The 16,977-nt window shown below is 54.4% G+C and carries 15 protein-coding genes; 8 read left to right on the top strand and 7 right to left on the bottom strand.

The window, feature by feature from the left end; genetic code table 11:
• Positions 1-484: 484 nt before the first annotated feature.
• Complete coding sequence (locus tag A9179_RS21810) at positions 485-1,357, top strand: hypothetical protein (RefSeq protein ID WP_187808280.1); 873 nt, start codon at positions 485-487, stop codon at positions 1,355-1,357.
• 2 nt (positions 1,358-1,359) lie between these two features.
• Here the strand turns inward: A9179_RS21810 and A9179_RS21805 are convergent, their stop codons facing one another.
• The gene (locus tag A9179_RS21805; RefSeq protein WP_262410638.1) at positions 1,360-3,114 is read right to left on the bottom strand and encodes a hypothetical protein; all 1,755 of its coding nucleotides are present in this window, start codon (positions 3,112-3,114) and stop codon (positions 1,360-1,362) included.
• Positions 3,115-3,294: 180 nt separating this feature from the next.
• Between A9179_RS21805 and A9179_RS21800 the strand changes: the two genes are divergently transcribed.
• The 3 genes from A9179_RS21800 (at position 3,295) to A9179_RS23215 (ending at position 6,090) form a co-directional block, all read left to right on the top strand.
• Positions 3,295-3,801: an HAD domain-containing protein gene (locus tag A9179_RS21800; protein ID WP_187808279.1), complete on the top strand. Its 507-nt coding sequence runs from the start codon at positions 3,295-3,297 to the stop codon at positions 3,799-3,801.
• 515 nt (positions 3,802-4,316) lie between these two features.
• Positions 4,317-5,624 carry a hypothetical protein gene (locus tag A9179_RS21795; RefSeq protein WP_187808278.1) on the top strand — a complete coding sequence of 436 codons (1,308 nt, stop codon included), beginning with the start codon at positions 4,317-4,319 and terminating at the stop codon, positions 5,622-5,624.
• 250 nt (positions 5,625-5,874) lie between these two features.
• Positions 5,875-6,090: an SOS response-associated peptidase family protein gene (locus A9179_RS23215; protein ID WP_394354747.1), complete on the top strand. Its 216-nt coding sequence runs from the start codon at positions 5,875-5,877 to the stop codon at positions 6,088-6,090.
• 34 nt (positions 6,091-6,124) lie between these two features.
• On the opposite strand, the gene A9179_RS23075 is transcribed toward A9179_RS23215, so the two are convergent.
• The 6 genes from A9179_RS23075 to A9179_RS21765 all read right to left on the bottom strand — a co-directional run bounded on the left by A9179_RS23075 (position 6,125) and on the right by A9179_RS21765 (position 12,298).
• Positions 6,125-6,439 (bottom strand): hypothetical protein, encoded by a 315-nt coding sequence (locus A9179_RS23075; RefSeq protein WP_262410759.1) that lies wholly within the window; start codon positions 6,437-6,439, stop codon positions 6,125-6,127.
• A gap of 50 nt (positions 6,440-6,489) precedes the next feature.
• Positions 6,490-6,972, bottom strand: coding sequence for a hypothetical protein (locus A9179_RS21785; RefSeq protein WP_187808277.1), 483 nt, complete (start codon positions 6,970-6,972; stop codon positions 6,490-6,492).
• A 294-nt stretch (positions 6,973-7,266) separates the two neighbouring features.
• Positions 7,267-8,697, bottom strand: a complete 1,431-nt coding sequence (locus A9179_RS21780) for an IS1182 family transposase (RefSeq protein WP_187808276.1) — start codon at positions 8,695-8,697, stop codon at positions 7,267-7,269.
• A gap of 145 nt (positions 8,698-8,842) precedes the next feature.
• A complete protein-coding gene (locus A9179_RS21775; RefSeq protein ID WP_187808275.1) occupies positions 8,843-10,687 on the bottom strand; it encodes an AAA family ATPase in 1,845 nt (614 codons plus the stop codon).
• A 280-nt stretch (positions 10,688-10,967) separates the two neighbouring features.
• Positions 10,968-11,570, bottom strand: coding sequence for a TetR/AcrR family transcriptional regulator (locus A9179_RS21770; RefSeq protein ID WP_316851847.1), 603 nt, complete (start codon positions 11,568-11,570; stop codon positions 10,968-10,970).
• Between the two features lie 122 nt (positions 11,571-11,692).
• Positions 11,693-12,298 carry a TetR/AcrR family transcriptional regulator gene (locus A9179_RS21765; protein ID WP_223123252.1) on the bottom strand — a complete coding sequence of 202 codons (606 nt, stop codon included), beginning with the start codon at positions 12,296-12,298 and terminating at the stop codon, positions 11,693-11,695.
• 296 nt (positions 12,299-12,594) lie between these two features.
• Between A9179_RS21765 and A9179_RS21760 the strand changes: the two genes are divergently transcribed.
• The 4 genes from A9179_RS21760 (at position 12,595) to A9179_RS21745 (ending at position 16,970) form a co-directional block, all read left to right on the top strand.
• Positions 12,595-14,238 carry an FAD-dependent monooxygenase gene (locus tag A9179_RS21760; RefSeq protein ID WP_187808273.1) on the top strand — a complete coding sequence of 548 codons (1,644 nt, stop codon included), beginning with the start codon at positions 12,595-12,597 and terminating at the stop codon, positions 14,236-14,238.
• A 2-nt stretch (positions 14,239-14,240) separates the two neighbouring features.
• Positions 14,241-14,618 carry a hypothetical protein gene (locus A9179_RS21755; RefSeq protein ID WP_187808272.1) on the top strand — a complete coding sequence of 126 codons (378 nt, stop codon included), beginning with the start codon at positions 14,241-14,243 and terminating at the stop codon, positions 14,616-14,618.
• Between the two features lie 37 nt (positions 14,619-14,655).
• Complete coding sequence (locus A9179_RS21750) at positions 14,656-15,783, top strand: NAD(P)/FAD-dependent oxidoreductase (RefSeq protein WP_187808656.1); 1,128 nt, start codon at positions 14,656-14,658, stop codon at positions 15,781-15,783.
• 95 nt (positions 15,784-15,878) lie between these two features.
• A complete protein-coding gene (locus A9179_RS21745) occupies positions 15,879-16,970 on the top strand; it encodes a VOC family protein (RefSeq protein WP_187808271.1) in 1,092 nt (363 codons plus the stop codon).
• Positions 16,971-16,977 lie beyond the last annotated feature (7 nt).

Here is a 16,977-nt window from a genome sequence, read left to right as displayed (position 1 = left end):
TGCCACGTGCTACCCGCGACTTTTCAAGCGTCGCATGTGCGCTGGTTGCGGGAACATTGGCCGGCTTCCTGTCTTCGATCTAGCCGCGCGCTGCAGCGCCTGCGAACGCAATGTCGCCTGCTTCCGATGTGGGAAGACGGACTACAAGATCGGTATGCGTTCAGCGTACGGGCCTGTGTGCAAGACGTGCGCACATCATTTTCGAGCGATTGAGCCCTGTGAGGTATGCCGGAAGCCCTCGCAGCGGTTAGCTCGCAACACGACGACCGGTTTGCGTGTATGTCCTCAGTGTGCGACTCCTGCTGCTACATGCCCAAGCTGTAGACGGCATAGAGTGCTCGTTCCTGGGGAGGATGGGATTTCCCGCTGCCGTGCTTGCACCAAAGAAGTGACGCGAGCCTGTGAAAAGTGCGGGAAGGGAATGCCGGCCGGGCGCGGACGTGAGTGTGAGGATTGCGGCTGGACCAAGACCTTCGAGAAGCGTTTGGCGATCAATCTCCATGGCTTTAGTTCGGACCAGTTCGAGCAGCTTTTTAGCCGCTTTGGGCAATGGGTTTTCGAAAGAATCGGGCCATCCAAGGCTGCTATGAAGATCAATGGTTTCTACAGGTTCTTTCGGTCGATCGAGAAGCGATGGGGAGGTATCCCGTCCTACGACGAGATGCTCAAGCACTATACGGCCATTGGTTTGCGCCGAGCCGAAACTCCCATGCGATGGCTGTCAGAGATAGGAGCAATCAGCGTAAACGCTGAAGATCGAGAGACCCGCACAGAGGAGCGGCGGCTTGATGCGATCTTGGCTGAAATCGAAGATCCCTGGTCACAGCAACTGCTGATGGGGTACTTCACAGCGCTAAGTGCCCGCAGAGAAAGTGGTGAAACGGATCTTCGCTCCATCCGGCTGGCATTGCGTCCAGCCGCCAACTTGCTCAAGAGCGCTCGCCTAGCGGTAGGGGCGCTGCCCACTCAGAAAGCGCTGGAATCATTCTGGCGTGGTTCGCCTGGGCATGTCGCTGCCCTGTCGGGGTTTATTGGACATCTAAATAAAAGCTATGAGCTTCAATTGAAATGGCGTCCAAGCGATGATTGGCTGGCGAAAGCAAAGAAGGACAAAGCTGAGCGTGAGCTGGTTGCACTTCTTAAAGAAAAAGATCAGCAGGCCAGTGATTTTGAGGCCAGGTGGATTGTTAAAGGACTGGCGTACTTTCACAATATCCGAAGGGCAAGTCAAAAAACTTTGGTATATAAAAAAGAAAGTTACCAGGGGATCGATGGTTTCAGCGTCGACCACGCTGGCGAGAAGTTATGGGTGCCGAGTGTGTCTAGCTATGACCGCGGGCGGGTTATAATGGAGTAATTTCAAATGAGCTCAACGCCTAGCTCTTCAAATGCGTTGATCAATGTCTTTCGATAAAGAATTTTTTGATCTTTCTGCATGTGGTTGAAGATCTTGGTTTGCTCTGGAAAAGTTGAGCGTATATTTTTGAAGCTGCCGATTGCGTACCGGATCCTTGAGCAAACGTCTTCAACAAATTCCGTAATTTCTTCTTGGGCGCACATGCTCGATTTCATGAGCAGCCCAGCGTGCCCTTTTATCGTGCCACCCTCTTCTGCTTCTTTTCGCTGTATTTCCAAACAAAGATAGTCAACCCCATCGATCTTCATTTTCAGCACCATCAGACCACGGCGCAGGTATGTCTCTTTGTCGAGATAAACCCATGCTCGAACCTTGCTGTCAGGATGGTCATCGGCGGGGGGGATGAGAATAACCTGGGGATCACTTTGATTTCTGAACCCGTGGTTCGGTGTGTACCAGCTTAGTTCTGATACTCTTTCCAGATTGGCCGCCTGAATTGTCTTGAACGCGTTCCATATGTCTCGAAGGAAGCCGCGAGACTCAAGCTCAATTTCCGAGATGTGTTCAATCTTGCCTGTGTTCTTGCCGGACCCGGTGCCGGTACCGCTGGAATGGGTCTCCGCCTTGGGTGGTTTGGGCCCCATTCTCCCCCGATTGGCTTGCACCGCTCGTTTGATTTTTATCACGCTGCGTTTCTGACCGAGTCGCTTGAAGGTCCGCGCTTTAACAATTTTAATTTCAGCGTGACGGTCGGGCTCAATATTCGATGCTTCTGCTAGAAATTCCTCTGCTGCAAGGGTGGTGATAGGTCGTGGAAGCAACATGTTTCCGCCATCCACTCCAGAGGAAGTATCTACTTGTTTTCGCTGCCATTCTATCTGTTGACCTAAAGGCTCACTTGAGCCAATTAGATCAAGACAAATAAACGTCCGACCTTGGTTAATCCATCTGCCGCGGCACAGTAGTTCTCCAGGCCCTTCGAACCAAGGTGCCACATCGAGGAAAATTTCCTTTCCAGGCGAGCTCGATATGAATTGCGAATTAATATGCTTGACGCGCATCTCCGTATAATCTTCGTACAGAAGATGGCCAAGAAAAATTGCGTCATAGAAGCGCATGATTCCGGACGGATTGACCTGCCAGCGCAATTCACTTCGTAGCGGTGGATCGTAGAACGCGGACATGACGTCCGACCATCTCAATGTCGCTAGAGCGCGACAGATTTCCATGTTTCTTGCATATGCGCGAACAAAATACTCGGTGCAGGGGATGAGTAGGTTTTTCTCATCAGCAAGTTTAAAGTTAATTAGCCTGCATTTGTCGCGGTCCCGCCAAAGAAGAGGATATTCCCTGTCAGGAAAAATATGAGAGTTCCCTTCGGCACAAAGCTCAGCTCGGGAGGTCAGCGACCAACCAGCAGGCGAAAAGTTGACGTTGAACCTTTCTTCCTCTGCCTCGGTATCTGAAATGCATTGTCCCTTCCGCCAAATAGTGCCCTTTCGGTAATGGGGAAGGCTGCTTAAGGGCAGCTGTGCCCTGAAATATCCACCTGGCACATCATTCTTCAACGCCCGAAAAATAACGGTTACTACTGGAATGGAACGGGTGCGAGAGCCATGCTTGATAGGACCGTACCACCAGACCAGAAGGTCGCTTTCATGTGCCTGCAATCCGCTATCAGGGTGTCTCACATCAGATAGCGGATAGGAGAACGCGATACGCTTTACCGCCCCATCCAAAGCCTGTTCCTCTGGCATTCGCATGCTGGGAGTGTATCGATTCACCGTGCGAGGCGCGACGAAATTGCGGCGCCGGTTTGCAGGCGTTTGCAAGTGGTGCTCAGGCCTGCTGCGTGGACTGGCTTGTCGGGGCTCTAGTGAAAATGCGCTTGCGAGAGCCTAAAGAAGCTTTGGTGTAGTCATCGATCGGACCTACTCATGCCGCAACCTACCACCCCATCCAGAGTACTTTTTCTCGATTTCGATGGCGTACTGCATCCGGATGCCGTTTTCATGACCCGAAAAGGGCCCAAATTGCGATCTGACGGCGCGCTTTTCATGTGGGCAAATTTGTTGGTGGAAGTGTTAGAAGACTTCCCTCAGGTCCAGGTGGTTTTGAGTACGAGCTGGGCACGCCACCTGGGCTTTTCGCGTGCGCGAAGCTATCTACCTGCGTCGCTCCAAGCACGGGTGATTGGCGCGACTTGGCATAGCTCAATGGGCAAAGGCTGGTTCGATCAAACGTGGTGGGACAAAGCCTCGCGGTACGAGCAGATTTGCCGGTATGTGAGTCGTGCTCACCTTGCAAACTGGGTCTCGATTGATGATGACGCTGAGCGCTGGCCCGTGGATGCGTTAGGGAATTTGGTTCGGTGCAATGGCGAGCTGGGCTTAGCTCAGCCAGGTCGAGTAGAAGAACTTCGGATGCGACTTCGGACCGTTTAAAGCCTCGTCTCCTCGCTCGTCCACTCATGTTTTGCGATTATTTTTGCGTTTAGCTTTTGGAGGGCCGAGGTGTCTATTCCGCTATTGGCGGCGCTCGACGCATATTGCCTTGAAGGTCTTTTTGCGTTTTTGGAATTGCCAAATTTTCCGATTGGTTCCGCGACGAATTCGCTTACCTGAACGACGCCGCGCTGCTTACGAACGCCGCCATTCGCAAGACACTGTTTGCGCTCCGGCCCCCAAGCCGCAATCACGCGACGGCTGGCAAAGTGATCACCCGACGGCCATCAAGCAGAACGGATACGGGTAAGCGGACTAGTTTTCGGTTCCAGATGAGAGGGATTGCAAGGCCAAGAAAGGAGCCTTCAGATATCCCAACCACAACTGCGCGTTCTGGCGTGCCGAGAGCCGGTTGGATAGTTGGCCAGCATATTAATCGCACACAGGGAAAGATAATGGGTAACGCAAATAAGTTAATCGACGCGATGCACGACGCGTGCTTGGAAGTGCATTGTGTGCACGTGTCCATCAGGCAAAAAATAGAACATGGACTTAGCTTGAAGGGGTACGGTGTTTTAAGGATTAATGAAGTTGGCACATTGTATCTGGAGATGATTTGTAAAGAGGCCGATGGTGTTCCCGCTAGTGATTTCTACTCAGCATTTCCGGCTGATCCGTTCGATGGCACCCAGAAATTATATCTTGAGGCAAAAACCCTTGATGGAGATTCCGTGTATTCAGAGGAGTTCTCAATAAGGATTGGTGTTTTCGATAGGAGTCCGCCATTTATGCTGCGCCTGTTATTGCATGAAGTTTATGTGCTAGACACTGATAGGCGTGGTGAAAGCCTGGACGACTATCTGTATTTTGAGCTGTTTGAAAAATCCGGTATACCGGCTAATAAGATGAATACGATGTCTAGCACCTACGGCTCCGAGTCGATGTCCTGGGATGAATCGGAGATATCTTTGAATGGGTCTAAGGTTTCAATTCTAAATAAGAAAGATAGAACGGTGGTAAGGGCGTCTGGAAAATTTGATTCTGAGGAGCTTTACAAGGTCTTGCTCTTCTATATCGGTATGTCGTCTGGAGTGTTGCCTCAGCCGTACTGCTTGATCCGCAACACATCCGATAGTGTTTCAATACACCTAAAAAGCACGAATAAGCAGCTAAGGAACATTAAGATTCCCCAGCCGTTTCCTAGTGCGACCGCAGGGGGAGGCTGGCCCAACTGTCAGTACGACATTCTCCGGGAAATGATTCGAGTTAAGACTGATGCTCCTCTCCATTTTGACAGCTCATACAGCCAATGGATGAGGGTGTGGCATGCGTTTAATTCAGAGAAAAACATCACTATCTTGACGCTTGGTGTGGCGATAGAGGGGTTGCTAAATGATATATTTATACCCGCGCTGAAGATAAATGCCACTGATGAGGCGTTCGAAAAAAGCAAGGTTGACCTGATTGTTAAATTAAAGGAGATTGAGGCGGAGGATACTCATGTAGATTCCCTTGTAAAGCACGTGGAAAGATGGGGGAATATCCATGCAGGCAAGGCGCTTTCTATGCTTGTGGAAAAGGGGATGGTTCTAGATGACGAAAAAAATGCATGGGGCGACTTGAGAAACTCGGCAGCACATCCAAAATTTAAAGAAAACACGGAGGCAAGGCAGGAAAAAGAACACAAACGAATTTCAAAGTGTTTGACCTTGTTCTATAGGCTAATTCTTAACATTTACTCTTACGATGGGCCCATGTACGAATTTGGCAAACTAAGAAATGCTGATCTCGTGAAGAGAGAGTTTGTGAAGATTCTGGATTGAGAAAACCGGAAGGATTCACAGCAGGTTCATCAGAGGCCGCTTCTATCTTTGCTGTCTTTCTCCATAGCCAGTTATGGACATGCTGCAATAGTGGATGGCTGTTTGAATCAATGAAAGTTTCTGCTTCGCACGTCCAGCCCATCAAGCAGATCGCTCCGGTCTTTCAGATGACCCGCAATTTTCAGAGCCCGGCCAGGAGCCCAGGCCAGATGACGGATTTCGGATCATCACGGCCGACTCTGAGGGCGGAATGCTCGATGTGCACGATCGGCGTCCCGTGGTGTTCGAAGCCGACAGCGCCAGAGCGTGGGTCTCGGAAATCAGTCTCGCTGACGCTGGTCGCATGCTTCATGAGCATGCTTTGCCAGTGGACGCGTTTGAATGGTTCGCCGTAGGGCCTGAAGTCGGCAACTATCGCAATGAGGGCGCCCACCTCATTGCGCCCCTGACGCCTCCGCCCAGCTAAGGTCGATCTCGAAGCCACCTTTACGGTCTCGGCTTCACTTCCTCACGTAGCTCTTTTTCCCGGAGGGAGTCAGGCAGTAAACGCCTCCGCGCGGGCCCGTGCAGAAGGTACTGGTGCCGCACGTGCACTCGCCGCTGTCTTGCAGAAGCTGTTGAGGGGCCGCATCTGGAGCGCTGCTCCCCATGTAGGCCGAGCAGCTCTTCTTCGAGCCGCTGATAGAGCCGTCATTGCACAGGAACAGGTCACCATCGCAGCCGGCGATGCCACCTTTCCTGCCCGAGCAGGGAGTATTAGCCGCTATGGCTTGGAGCGAAGCGAAACCGAGCGCGGCAACAATGACCAAGCTCAGCGTGGAAGATGCTTTGGGCAGCCGTGAGGATGGGCTATTCACTGAGGCCGCTACAAAGGGTCGCCGACTAATACCGCACGGCCTGTATCACCCTCGCATTCAGCGGGTGGAGACCAAAACAATGCTGCAGAACTGTCAGGTACGTGAATAACCAAGCGCCGCTCCAAACAGTCACCCATCGCCCTCCCTGCCACGGCCTCAAGCCGATTCGCGTCCCAGAGACTGACCTTGTAGCTGAATACTTGCGCTTCCAAGTCTTCACCCTCGGCGTGATGCACAATCGAGGCGATTGCCTCATGGCATACGCCGGCGGTGCGATTGCAGCGGATTTCAACAGCATTCGTTCCTGGAGCTTGATAACCCGCAATTGTCTTCCAGCCGCCCCAAATGACTAGCTCGTCCTGTTCTTCCTTGATGATCAGAGGAGGAATCGTGGTGTTTTCGAGCGGAGCAGGCTTCATGAACCAAAGCACAAGGTAGGTGGCGCCTAGAGCCGATGCGAGCGCGATGAGGAGCATTTTGAGGTAGCGCATATAGAATCCCTTCTCCTGTCAGCCATCCTGGCCGATCTCAACACTAGAGCACTTTGAGAAATTGAGCCAACTGATGCGCCGCTTCTGACCAGTAGCTGCCTCTCTCCAACGACTGCTCCCGGCCCAGACCGTGTAAAAACGCAGCGGGTGATGGATAGCTGGGTATTGGATTGTTTTAGCGGCGCCCAGAGGCCCTGCGGGCTCCTGGTGTGTCGATCCGAGTCATTCATCTGATTCGGGCAAGTGTGGTTCCGCGATGCTTGGCAACGAGCTCAACGAGCTGCCAATGGGGTTTCAAGCCCTCATCGCGGCCATCAGCGCACTATTGCCCAGCAGGTTCAGCACCCGTTTGAAGTTGTAGGCGAGCACATGCAGGCTCATTTCCGTGCTCACACGGTCGTGTGTCCTGGTGAGGAAATGAGTGGCGCCCATCCAGGCCTTCAAGGTGCCGAACGGATGTTCCACCGTCTGACGGCGGATGCGCATCATCTCCGGAGCCTGATCCAGCCGGAACTGCATCGCGTCGAGCACCGACTCATGTTCCCAGCGGCTCACTCGCCGCTGTGCGCTTGGCGTGCACTGATCTTTCAACGCACAACCTTGGCAATGCGAGCTCCAGTAACGGTGCAGTTTCAGGCCTTTCTCAACCGTTGAGAAACGCCAGACCAAGCGCTCTCCGGCTGGGCAACGGTACTCGTCATGGGCTGCGTCGTAGATGAAATCATCGCGACCAAAGCGACCAGCTGCTGCGGCGCCCGATGTCCTGGCCTTGGGCACGAAGGTGGTGATGCCCGCTTCGTGGCAGGCGAGGATTTCCTCGCTTTTGAAATACCCCCGGTCTGCGACCACCGACAGTGATTCCACGCCCATCGCGTCCCGTGCCTGCTTGGCCATGGCACTCAATTGGTCGCGGTCGACACCGTTGTTGGTGACCTCGTGCGTCACGATCAGGTGATGCTTCGTATCGACCGCAGCCTGGACGTTGTAGCCAACCAGGCCGGTGCCGCGTGTCATCATCGAGCGGGCATCTGGATCGGTCAGGGAGATCTGCTTGTCCGGGGCGGACTCAAGCTGAGCCTCGATATCTCGCAGTTCCTGCATCTTGGTTTTCAGGGCGGCAATCTTGCTGTGCAGACGCTCTGCCTTGGCCTGTGCCACTACGGGCTCCTGTCGGTCGGCAGTATCTAGCGCAGTCAGGTAGCGGCTGATGCTGGACTCGATCTCCTCCATCCGACGTTGCAGCTTGGCACTGGTGAAGTTGCGGTCACGATTGTTGACCGCCTTGAACTTGCTGCCGTCGATGGCCACCAGCGCTTCGGCGAACAGACCGAGCTGCTGACACAGCACCACGAACTGCCGACAGACGCCGCGGATTGCCGTGCCGTTATCCTTGCGGAAGTTGGCGATGGTCTTGAAGTCCGGCATCAAACGTCCGGTCAACCACATCAGCTCGACGTTGCGCTGAGCCTCTCGCTCAAGGCGGCGACTGGATTGGATGCGATTGAGGTAGCCGTAGATGTAGATCTTCAGCAGGTCGGCAGGATGGTAGGCGGGCCGACCTGTTTCAGCCGGGACGACACCATCGAAACCCAGCGCGCCAAGGTCGAGCTCATCGACGAAAACATCGACCACCCGCACCGGGTTGGTGTCCGCCACGTAGTCATCCAGGCTCTCGGGAAGCAGCGCGCTTTGGCCTCGGTGCTCTCCCTGGATAAAACGCTTCATCGGCATCCCCCGCAGATTTGAGTCCATCAAATCACAGCAAGGTCGATGCCAGCGTTTTTACACAGCCTGGGCCAGAAGCGGACACTTGCAAGGGCTGATTCCGATTCACCGCGTCCTCTACATGAATAGGTATTACTCCAAACTACTAGGGGGCAAACGCATCCCTCCAGGCCGGCGCCAAGAGATGGTCCGTCACGGTGTATACCCTGCTGTTCACTGCCTGCGAAGCACCTCCAACGTGGTGATGGATTTTCGGGCGAAGTCCATCCATCAGCATTTTCCCATGAGAATGCTGAAATGAAACTGGGATCAGGCCGTTCGCGGGAACGAAAGCGTTGACCGGCGGGGTCCTATCAGGCATTCCTGACGCGGCCCACTCTGGCTTCCCTCGCTTACGTGGAGCATCGTATAGCGATGTTGAAATCTGCCCACGAGCGACGCGCGCTGCATCCACGAGGTCGTCTCGCTTGAACGCGGTTACGTCAGCAATCGCGGCATCGATTAGCTCCGGGGCGAGTTCGTTGAAGACCTCCTTCAGATGTTCAGCTTGGGCAAACGAATGCTCGACATCGTTCAAGGGAGTGAAAATCTCCGTGACACGTGTCACTCCGTTGCGCTGACGCTCAGAGGCAGCAATTGATAGTTCGAACTCCATCTCCTGTTCGGTTCGGAAGTCTCGATCCCGATGCAAAATGATCCGGGCGTCAGGGCGCATATCGGTAATCATGCTTGCAAGGAGCCTTGCTGCTGGGAGGTTTCCACACCCGTTGTAGGAGAGAACTGCTAGGTTATCAGGCGCGTCGTTAGCCTTTGCTAGGATCGTAACTGGCCGCGGCAGTTTGTCCTCGGTCATCAGGATTACTGGCCGGGCAGGATCGAAAGCGTCGGCACCGGCCGATAGCGCACCAAGCGTCATCAGAATGGGGATCGCAGGACGTTGAGCATCGTCGACAGGAACCTTCGCACCTGCGCTCATCCATGTAACCGCAGCGTCGGGGTCGTACATAAGACGCTGGATCAGCTGGGGAGAGTGGCTGGCAAACAGAATACGGGTTTTCGTCTCGGCCGCGACGCTTCTGAGAGCATCGTAAAGTCGCGCCTGGCTGTCGGCATGTAGGTGTGCATCTGGCTCATCTAGCAGAATCAGAGGAGGTGCGTAGAAGCAGGCGTAGGCGATGATCTGAATGACCTGGAGCATACCTGTCGATGCCATGTCGAGAGTGACCGTAGCATCAGATGTTTCGACTTCAACTTGTACGTAACGATCTCGCTGTTGATCATGTCTTACTATGACGCGTGTGCTTGGGTAGCAGCGCTCGAGAAGCTTGGAAAAAGTCTTCCATCCACTGTCCGGTAGGCGGTCAATGTCGCGCTCTTGGCGCCAGGCAGTCCTCGCCATCTCATCCAAATCGCGTGTGAAGAGATGATCAAGCACGGTGCGTAGATAGAGGTTGGCATCGCCATGCATAACTGCAGCGTCCATCGCGCCCTTCGTCCGCCATTCTTCGCGGATCGGAATGCCCGATAAACCGGGTGTGAATATTGAGAAAGGGCGATCACTGTTCGCGAGGGCGGCCGCGAAGTCGTCATCTCCGCTGCGGGTGATGGCAATATTCGCGTTCTTTCCACGGCGGATATCGATCATTATTTCCTTGTCCGCGTTTGTGTCGATATCTATGCCTCGGTAGGTGACCGAATAGCCGAGTTTCTGAGTCGCACTTTCCCCACGCCTCAGGTCCAGCAGCCGCTCAGTTGGGCGGAATAGCACCGCATCGTTCGCGACCGTACCAGCGAAGTCTGGCACGCCATTGGGGCGAATACTGCGAAGCGCAGCCTGCAAGATTGATACGCCGAGTTGCGCCGCCTGCAATGCGCTACTTTTACCGCTCGTATTACCGCCGACCAGCGCGGTCACCGGTTTCAAATCAATTTCAAGCGAACCTATCCGCTTGAAGTCATTGATGATTATTTTATCGAGCCGAACGCGCATGCTACTTCCCTAGAGCTTGTCGAATAAACGTGTTGGAGCGCGGACTGCTGTAACTCCGCCGGATCGCAGCCGAGTCGTACTCTACAGTTTTTGTCGCATGCTGCTCCGCGATGAGCTCCCATTTCTACCGCAGTCAGCCGCAGAAACTCAAAGTATTGATAACGGATCCAGTGACCGCTTCAGCGAAAGCAGCCACTCGCGAAGGTCAACTACCGGCCCAAAGCGGACCCGCAATATAGGCATGGAATCCAGGGCTATTCAGGCCTATCCAGTAGACAGTTCACAGGTTGGGTAGCGGTGGAAGTGGCGATGTTGCGAAGGCTCGTGCTTCCTTGAGGGGGACGCCTAATGCTTTCAGTACTAGTTCTGCCGTCTCTGGACCTGCATCGCGCCAGGTTCTGTGGCCTTCCAATACCAAGGAGATGGCGGCCAGCACCGCGCCGGCGATAAGACCGGTCACCGATACCAGTTGCTCCGGGCGGAAGTTGTAGCGCTGGGAGGTTAGACCGCTCAGTACATCGTGAACCGGTGGGCCTTCCCACAGCTTCTGCAGAGAGGCGGTGGTGGCTGAGTAGCGCGCCAGGAAGTAGCCCCAGTGTGGCTCTTCATGCGCGCGGCGCAAGTAGAAGCGGATGCCATTGGCTAAGCGCTGTGCTGGATCTAGGTCGGGGGTGATGCTTTTGACGATCCGTTCGTTCATCTCGGCAGCCAGTTGAGTGGCCACGCTCTCAAATAGCGACTCAATAGATTCAAGATTCTTGTAGATAGTGCCACGCGCGACGCCTGCGACGTTTGCCAGTTCGCGGATGCTTATATCGGCCCCTTTCTTTTCGGCGAAGAGACGCATGGCTGCGTCATGAATGCGTTGCTGAATTGGATTCACGGATCAAGACTCTTGGCCGAAGCGGATGGATAAATTCGGTACCCGTGTTCACCATGGCCAGCCTCTTCGTTGGGCGTGATTGCCTTGCTTTCATTTCGAGAGGGAATGACCCGTCCCCTGAGCTACAAGGTGCGCTCTGAAAGTCGTGTATTGGCCCTGATAAGTAGGGAGTCAGGGGGGGCGTTCAGGGTGTCGAGAGGCAGCGCGACAATGGCTTTTGCCTCAGGAACTTCTGTCCCAAGCCCACGCAAGATTACCTCTGCAATGTGTTCCGCAAAGCCTGCTTCCACGCCAGCCTGAATATGTGCAATAGCGGCAATCACTGTCCCGGCTATGAGGTCCAAGGCCACCGGCATTGGTGTTTCGACAAAGCGACCTTTGGCTATCCCTTCCTCGATATCCGGGGGGAGCAGAGAGAAAAGCAAATTGTCAGGGCTCGCGGTTTGCAGCTTGATCCCGCACACGAAGCGAGCCAGGACCGGGTAGGTCTCGGCTGTATGGAGGTACAGGCGGATACCTGTGGCTATCCGACGTGCCGGGTCATCGATGCCCCCCACAACCGACTCGATGATGCTCATGAGCTCGTTGTTTAGCTCATCGATAACGGCTGCAAGCAGATCCTCATTGGTGCGGAAGTAGTTGTAGAAGGTGCCGTTGGAGACACCAGCCTCCGCGACTACCTCCTGGATCACGCTGGCCCCTGCCCCTTTATCTGCAAAGACCAGCATGGCGCTCTCGACTAGGCGCCGTCGCATCTTCACGCGGCGCTCCGCGGCAACGCGCGATCTGTGGTCAGTCGGTGTGGACTCAATCATTTGAAGCTCAGCCTGTGATGACGTAGGGCGCGACTTTACACCATCTCTAGTCTCTCCGAACTCCATTCTGATGTAAACCTCATTATGAGGTAACTGTCATGTTGACAGATGTCTCATTATGGTGGAAGGTAGTGTCAGGTGGCTCGAGGCAGAGGTTGTCTGGGGTCGTGAGCCGTACTAGCCGATTAACCGTTGTAGAGGGCCAGGTGATGCGTGAAACCCCCGTTCTGATCAGTGGCGGAGGCCCGGTGGGCCTCGTGCTGGCCCTTTCCCTGAGTCGGCTCGGTGTGCGCTCGCTGTTGGTCAATGACCGCAAGCACACGACAACCCATCCCAAGCTTGATGTCGTTAATTGCCGCTCGATGGAGCTGTTCCGTCAGTTGGGGCTGGCAGAGAAGGTTCGCGCTGCGGGGAATCCTGACTACGCCAACCAGTACTGTTCAATCGCCGCCAGTGCGAATGGGCCTGTCTATGGCGTCTTGTCGGATCAGCATCTGATGTATCAGCCGGTGGACGCGGGCAGGCGACTCATTGAGGCCTGTACTGACGGGGCGCTGCCATTGGAGCCCATGCAACGAATTGCACAGATCAATCTGGAGCCTGTGCTGTTTTCTGAGGCTCAAGCAGACCCAAACATTGACGTTCGGTTTGGCTGGCGCCTGGTGGACTTCACCCAAGATGCGTCAGGGGTTAGTGCGGTGATCGAATCCGTCGATGGGGGGGCACCGGAACAGGTTAGGGCGCAGTACATCGCTGGTTGTGACGGCCCCAAAAGCCGGGTTCGCACCAGTCTCGGCATTTCCTATGACGGTACGCCGGATTTGGTCGGGGAGCTGTTCATTGTGCACTTCCGCTCCGACGAGTTGGCCAAGCTGTATCCCAATAACGAACCCTACTGGCACACGTGGATTGCCCGCCCGGGATATAGCGGACTCTTGGTGTCACCGGATGCCAGTCGAAATGACTATGTCTTGCACCGACCCTTTGCTCCGCGTCCTGGCGAGACTCTTAAGGAGCTGATTGATCAGGCAATTGGCACCAAGGTCGAGTACGAGATAGTGCAATCGGGGCCGTGGCGCCCTCAGTTTCTGGTGTCCGAGAAGTACATGGAGGGTCGGGCCTTCATCGTTGGAGACGCCGCTCACCAATACATGCCGACAGGTGGGCTGGGTATGAACACCGGTGTTGCCGAGGCGCACAACTTGGCCTGGAAATTGGCTGCTTGCATCCAGGGTTGGGGCGGGAGGGCGCTGTTGACGAGCTACGAGTCCGAGCGCTTACCCATAGGGCGACGCAATCGGGATCACGTCAAGGTCAATGCGGCTACCGTCTTCGAAGTTCAGTTTGGCAAGCCTGAGTACCTACTAGAGGACTCTTCCCGTGGAGCACAAGCGCGCCTACAGCTGTCGCAGGAACTTGAGCGGAAAGTAAGCCGGCTTTATGAGTCGTTTGGCGTTGAGATTGGATATATATATCGAGACTCCCCAGTAATAGTTCGCGATCAAGCGCCTGAGCCAATTGATGACACCTGTGGCTATGTGCCAACCACATGGAGCGGTGCTCGCTTGCCTAGCGGCATGCTGGAGGATGGTACGGCGGTTTTTGATCATCTCTCATATGGCGCATTTTCGTTGCTGGTCTGCAATGCCGAGCCTGAGGAGTATGCGGACCTGCTGATGGCTGCGCGTCATGTAGATATGCCAATAAATGTAGTTGAAATTAACTCCCCGAATTTGATCGCGCTGTATGAGCGAAAGCTCATCCTTGTGCGTCCTGATCAGCATGTGTGCTGGCGAGGCGACTCTCTCCCAAGTGACTGCAGTGCGTTAGTGAACCGGGTGCGCGGAGCCTAATAATGAAAGCTATCGAAAGTCTAAAACTTTACTGCCTGCTGTGGGTTTCTACTTTTCTTGTGCGGCGAGCCAGCAAAAAAAATTCTCGCATTCAACAATTGCTCAAAGAAAAGCCGTTCGTATTTCAAGTTTGCACATCTGACGGCGCAGCAGCTTATCTAGAATTGCGTGGCGCTCGATTGAAAATGCATCTGGGACAACATCCATTGCCAGATTTTTCTCAGCGCTGGAGAAGGGCAAAAGATGCAGTGTCGGTGATGTTGAACCGCGACGAGACAGAGTTGTTGAGAGCTCTTGAAGATGGGCGATGTGAGCTTCAAGGGAGCTTCTTAATTGGAATGTGGCTCAATGAGGTATTGAAGCTGGCGCGAAGCTTCTAGTCTCGGAAACCAAAGAACTAGAGTAACGGTGATCGATATGTCAAAAGCTGCGGCTGGCTCTAAAGTTGTAATTTATGGTGGCGGTATGGCTGGTGCCATCCTTGCGAAAGAGCTTTGCTCTGTTGCGGAAGTGACCCTGGTTGACCCCAACGATTATTTTGAAGTGCCCATGGCTGCACCACGGAGCTTGGTGCATCCCAGCTTTGCCGAAAAAGCCATTGTTCCTTTCAGACAGGCATTGCCTGGTGTTAGGCATCTGCGTGGAAAGCTCACGGAGCTAACAAAAAGTGGTGGTTTGGTAACCCTAAGCTCAGGCCAACGGATCAATGTCTCGGGCGATGTCAGTGTATTGGCTACCGGCAGCAGCTTCAGCAACTCCCTGATGCGTGCATCCGACGCAACGGCTGGAGAGCGCAAGGGATTTTATTCCCGTTATAGCCAACGTATTGCTGAGGCAGAGAGGATCCTAATTGTTGGGGGTGGCCCCATTGGGATAGAAGTTGCGGGTGAGATCAGTGAGAGCTATCCGAATAAGCAAATCACGATATTGGAAGCTGGTCCCAGGGTGTTGGCTGGGACAACGGTGGCGGCCAGTCAGTTTGCCGTTTCGGTATTGTCACAGCGCGGGGTAACTATCCTAACCGGAGAGAAGCTTGTTGACTCCGAAAGCACACCTCGCGATGTGTTCTCTAATGCTGGCGTCGCGACTACCAGCTCCGGTCGCAAGATAGCTTATGACCTGATCGTCTGGTGCGTGGGCGGGAAGCCCAATACGGATTATATGCGTCCCAATTTCGCATCTCTCTTGAATGAGAAAGGCCAGATCAAGGTAACCCAAAACTTGCGAGTTGTAGGCAAGGCGGATCTCTTTGCTTTGGGTGACATCACTGATCTCGATGAAAATAAAATGGCGTGGCATATCGCAGCGCAGGTCAAGAACTCTGCGTTCAATATTCGCCAAGTGCTTTCTGGAAAGTCTAGCGAGAAAAGTCTGAAGAAGCACAAGGCGCAAACTGGCAACCCAATGATGGCGGTAACGTTAGGCAGCCAAATGGGTGTGGTGCATTTGCCTGTGGTTGGGCTCATTAAGTGCCCTGCGTTAACTCGTGCTGCTAAAGCAGGGCACATGCTTGTTCCCAAGTATCGCAAGATTTTAGGCGTTTAATGGGATTGCCATATTTTTACTGAAATCACGAGCCGACCATAAGGCAGGCTAATGCATCCACTAAGTTCGCCATGAAAATGGCAGCCGAGGATAATATGAGCGCCCCAGAATCATCACCCAAACTGACGACGCCACAACCGGCTCGTCATCCTGCCCCGACAGTCAAGGCGCAAGCGCTACAGCATCTGATCTTTGAGAGACCGGATCTTGATGCTACTTCCGAGTTCCTGACCGACTTCGGCTTAAGGGTTTGCCGTGACGATGGCGAGACTTTGTACCTGCGCGGTACGGCCTCAGGCCCATACTGCTACCGCGCACATCGCGGCCCTACTGCGCGCTTCCTCGGTTTCGGATTTCAGGTCCAGTCTATGGAGGACCTGGAGCGGCTGTCGCGCATTCCAGGGGCTACGGCCATTGAGCCTGTTACTCATCCCGGTCAAGGGCTGTGCGTGCGGCTGGTAGACCCGAATGGCTTCATTGTTGAAGCCGTCTTCGACCAACAGGTTGGAGAGGTCTTACCGCATCGCCAAGCCTTGCAGTGGAACTTCGTCGACCAGCATCAGCGAATAAATGCTACGCAACGTAGCCCTGCAGAGCCGCCGGAAGTGGTACGGCTTGGGCATGTGGTTATCGAGGTGGCCGACTACCAGGCAACCTGTGCCTGGTATACCCGACATTTCGGTTTGATTCCCAGTGACGTTCAGGTCTTGCCCGACGGTTCCCCGATCGTCAGTTTCATGCGCCTTGATCTGGGGGAGACGCCGGCCGATCACCACACCTTGGCGATTGCCCAGGGTTTTATGGCGACCTATAGCCACAGTGCTTTCGAGGTGGTCGACGCTGATGCAGTAGGCATGGGGCAACGAGTGCTGCAAGAGCGAGGCTGGCAGCATGCCTGGGGTATAGGGCGGCACATTCTCGGTAGCCAGATATTCGATTACTGGCAGGACCCCTGGGGCGATAAGCACGAACACTACTGCGACGGTGATCTGTTCACCGCTGAACACCCCACTGGCGTCCATCTCGTGAGCTCCGAAGCCATGGCGCAATGGGGGCAGCGTCTGCCGCGCAGTTTCACTCGGCCGAAGATAAATCTGGCCAACCTGCGGGCACTGTTCCGCAATCTGCGCCGCAGTCCCGATCTGACGCTGCGCAAGCTCTTAATCCTGAAGCGCCTCTTTGGTTGAGATGGAC

Origin of the sequence: Pseudomonas alcaligenes (assembly GCF_014490745.1) — a bacterium.
In the GTDB taxonomy this organism is placed as follows: domain Bacteria; phylum Pseudomonadota; class Gammaproteobacteria; order Pseudomonadales; family Pseudomonadaceae; genus Aquipseudomonas; species Aquipseudomonas alcaligenes_C.
Note: the sequence above shows the minus strand (reverse complement) of the source record. Positions and strands in the feature narration are given on the sequence as shown.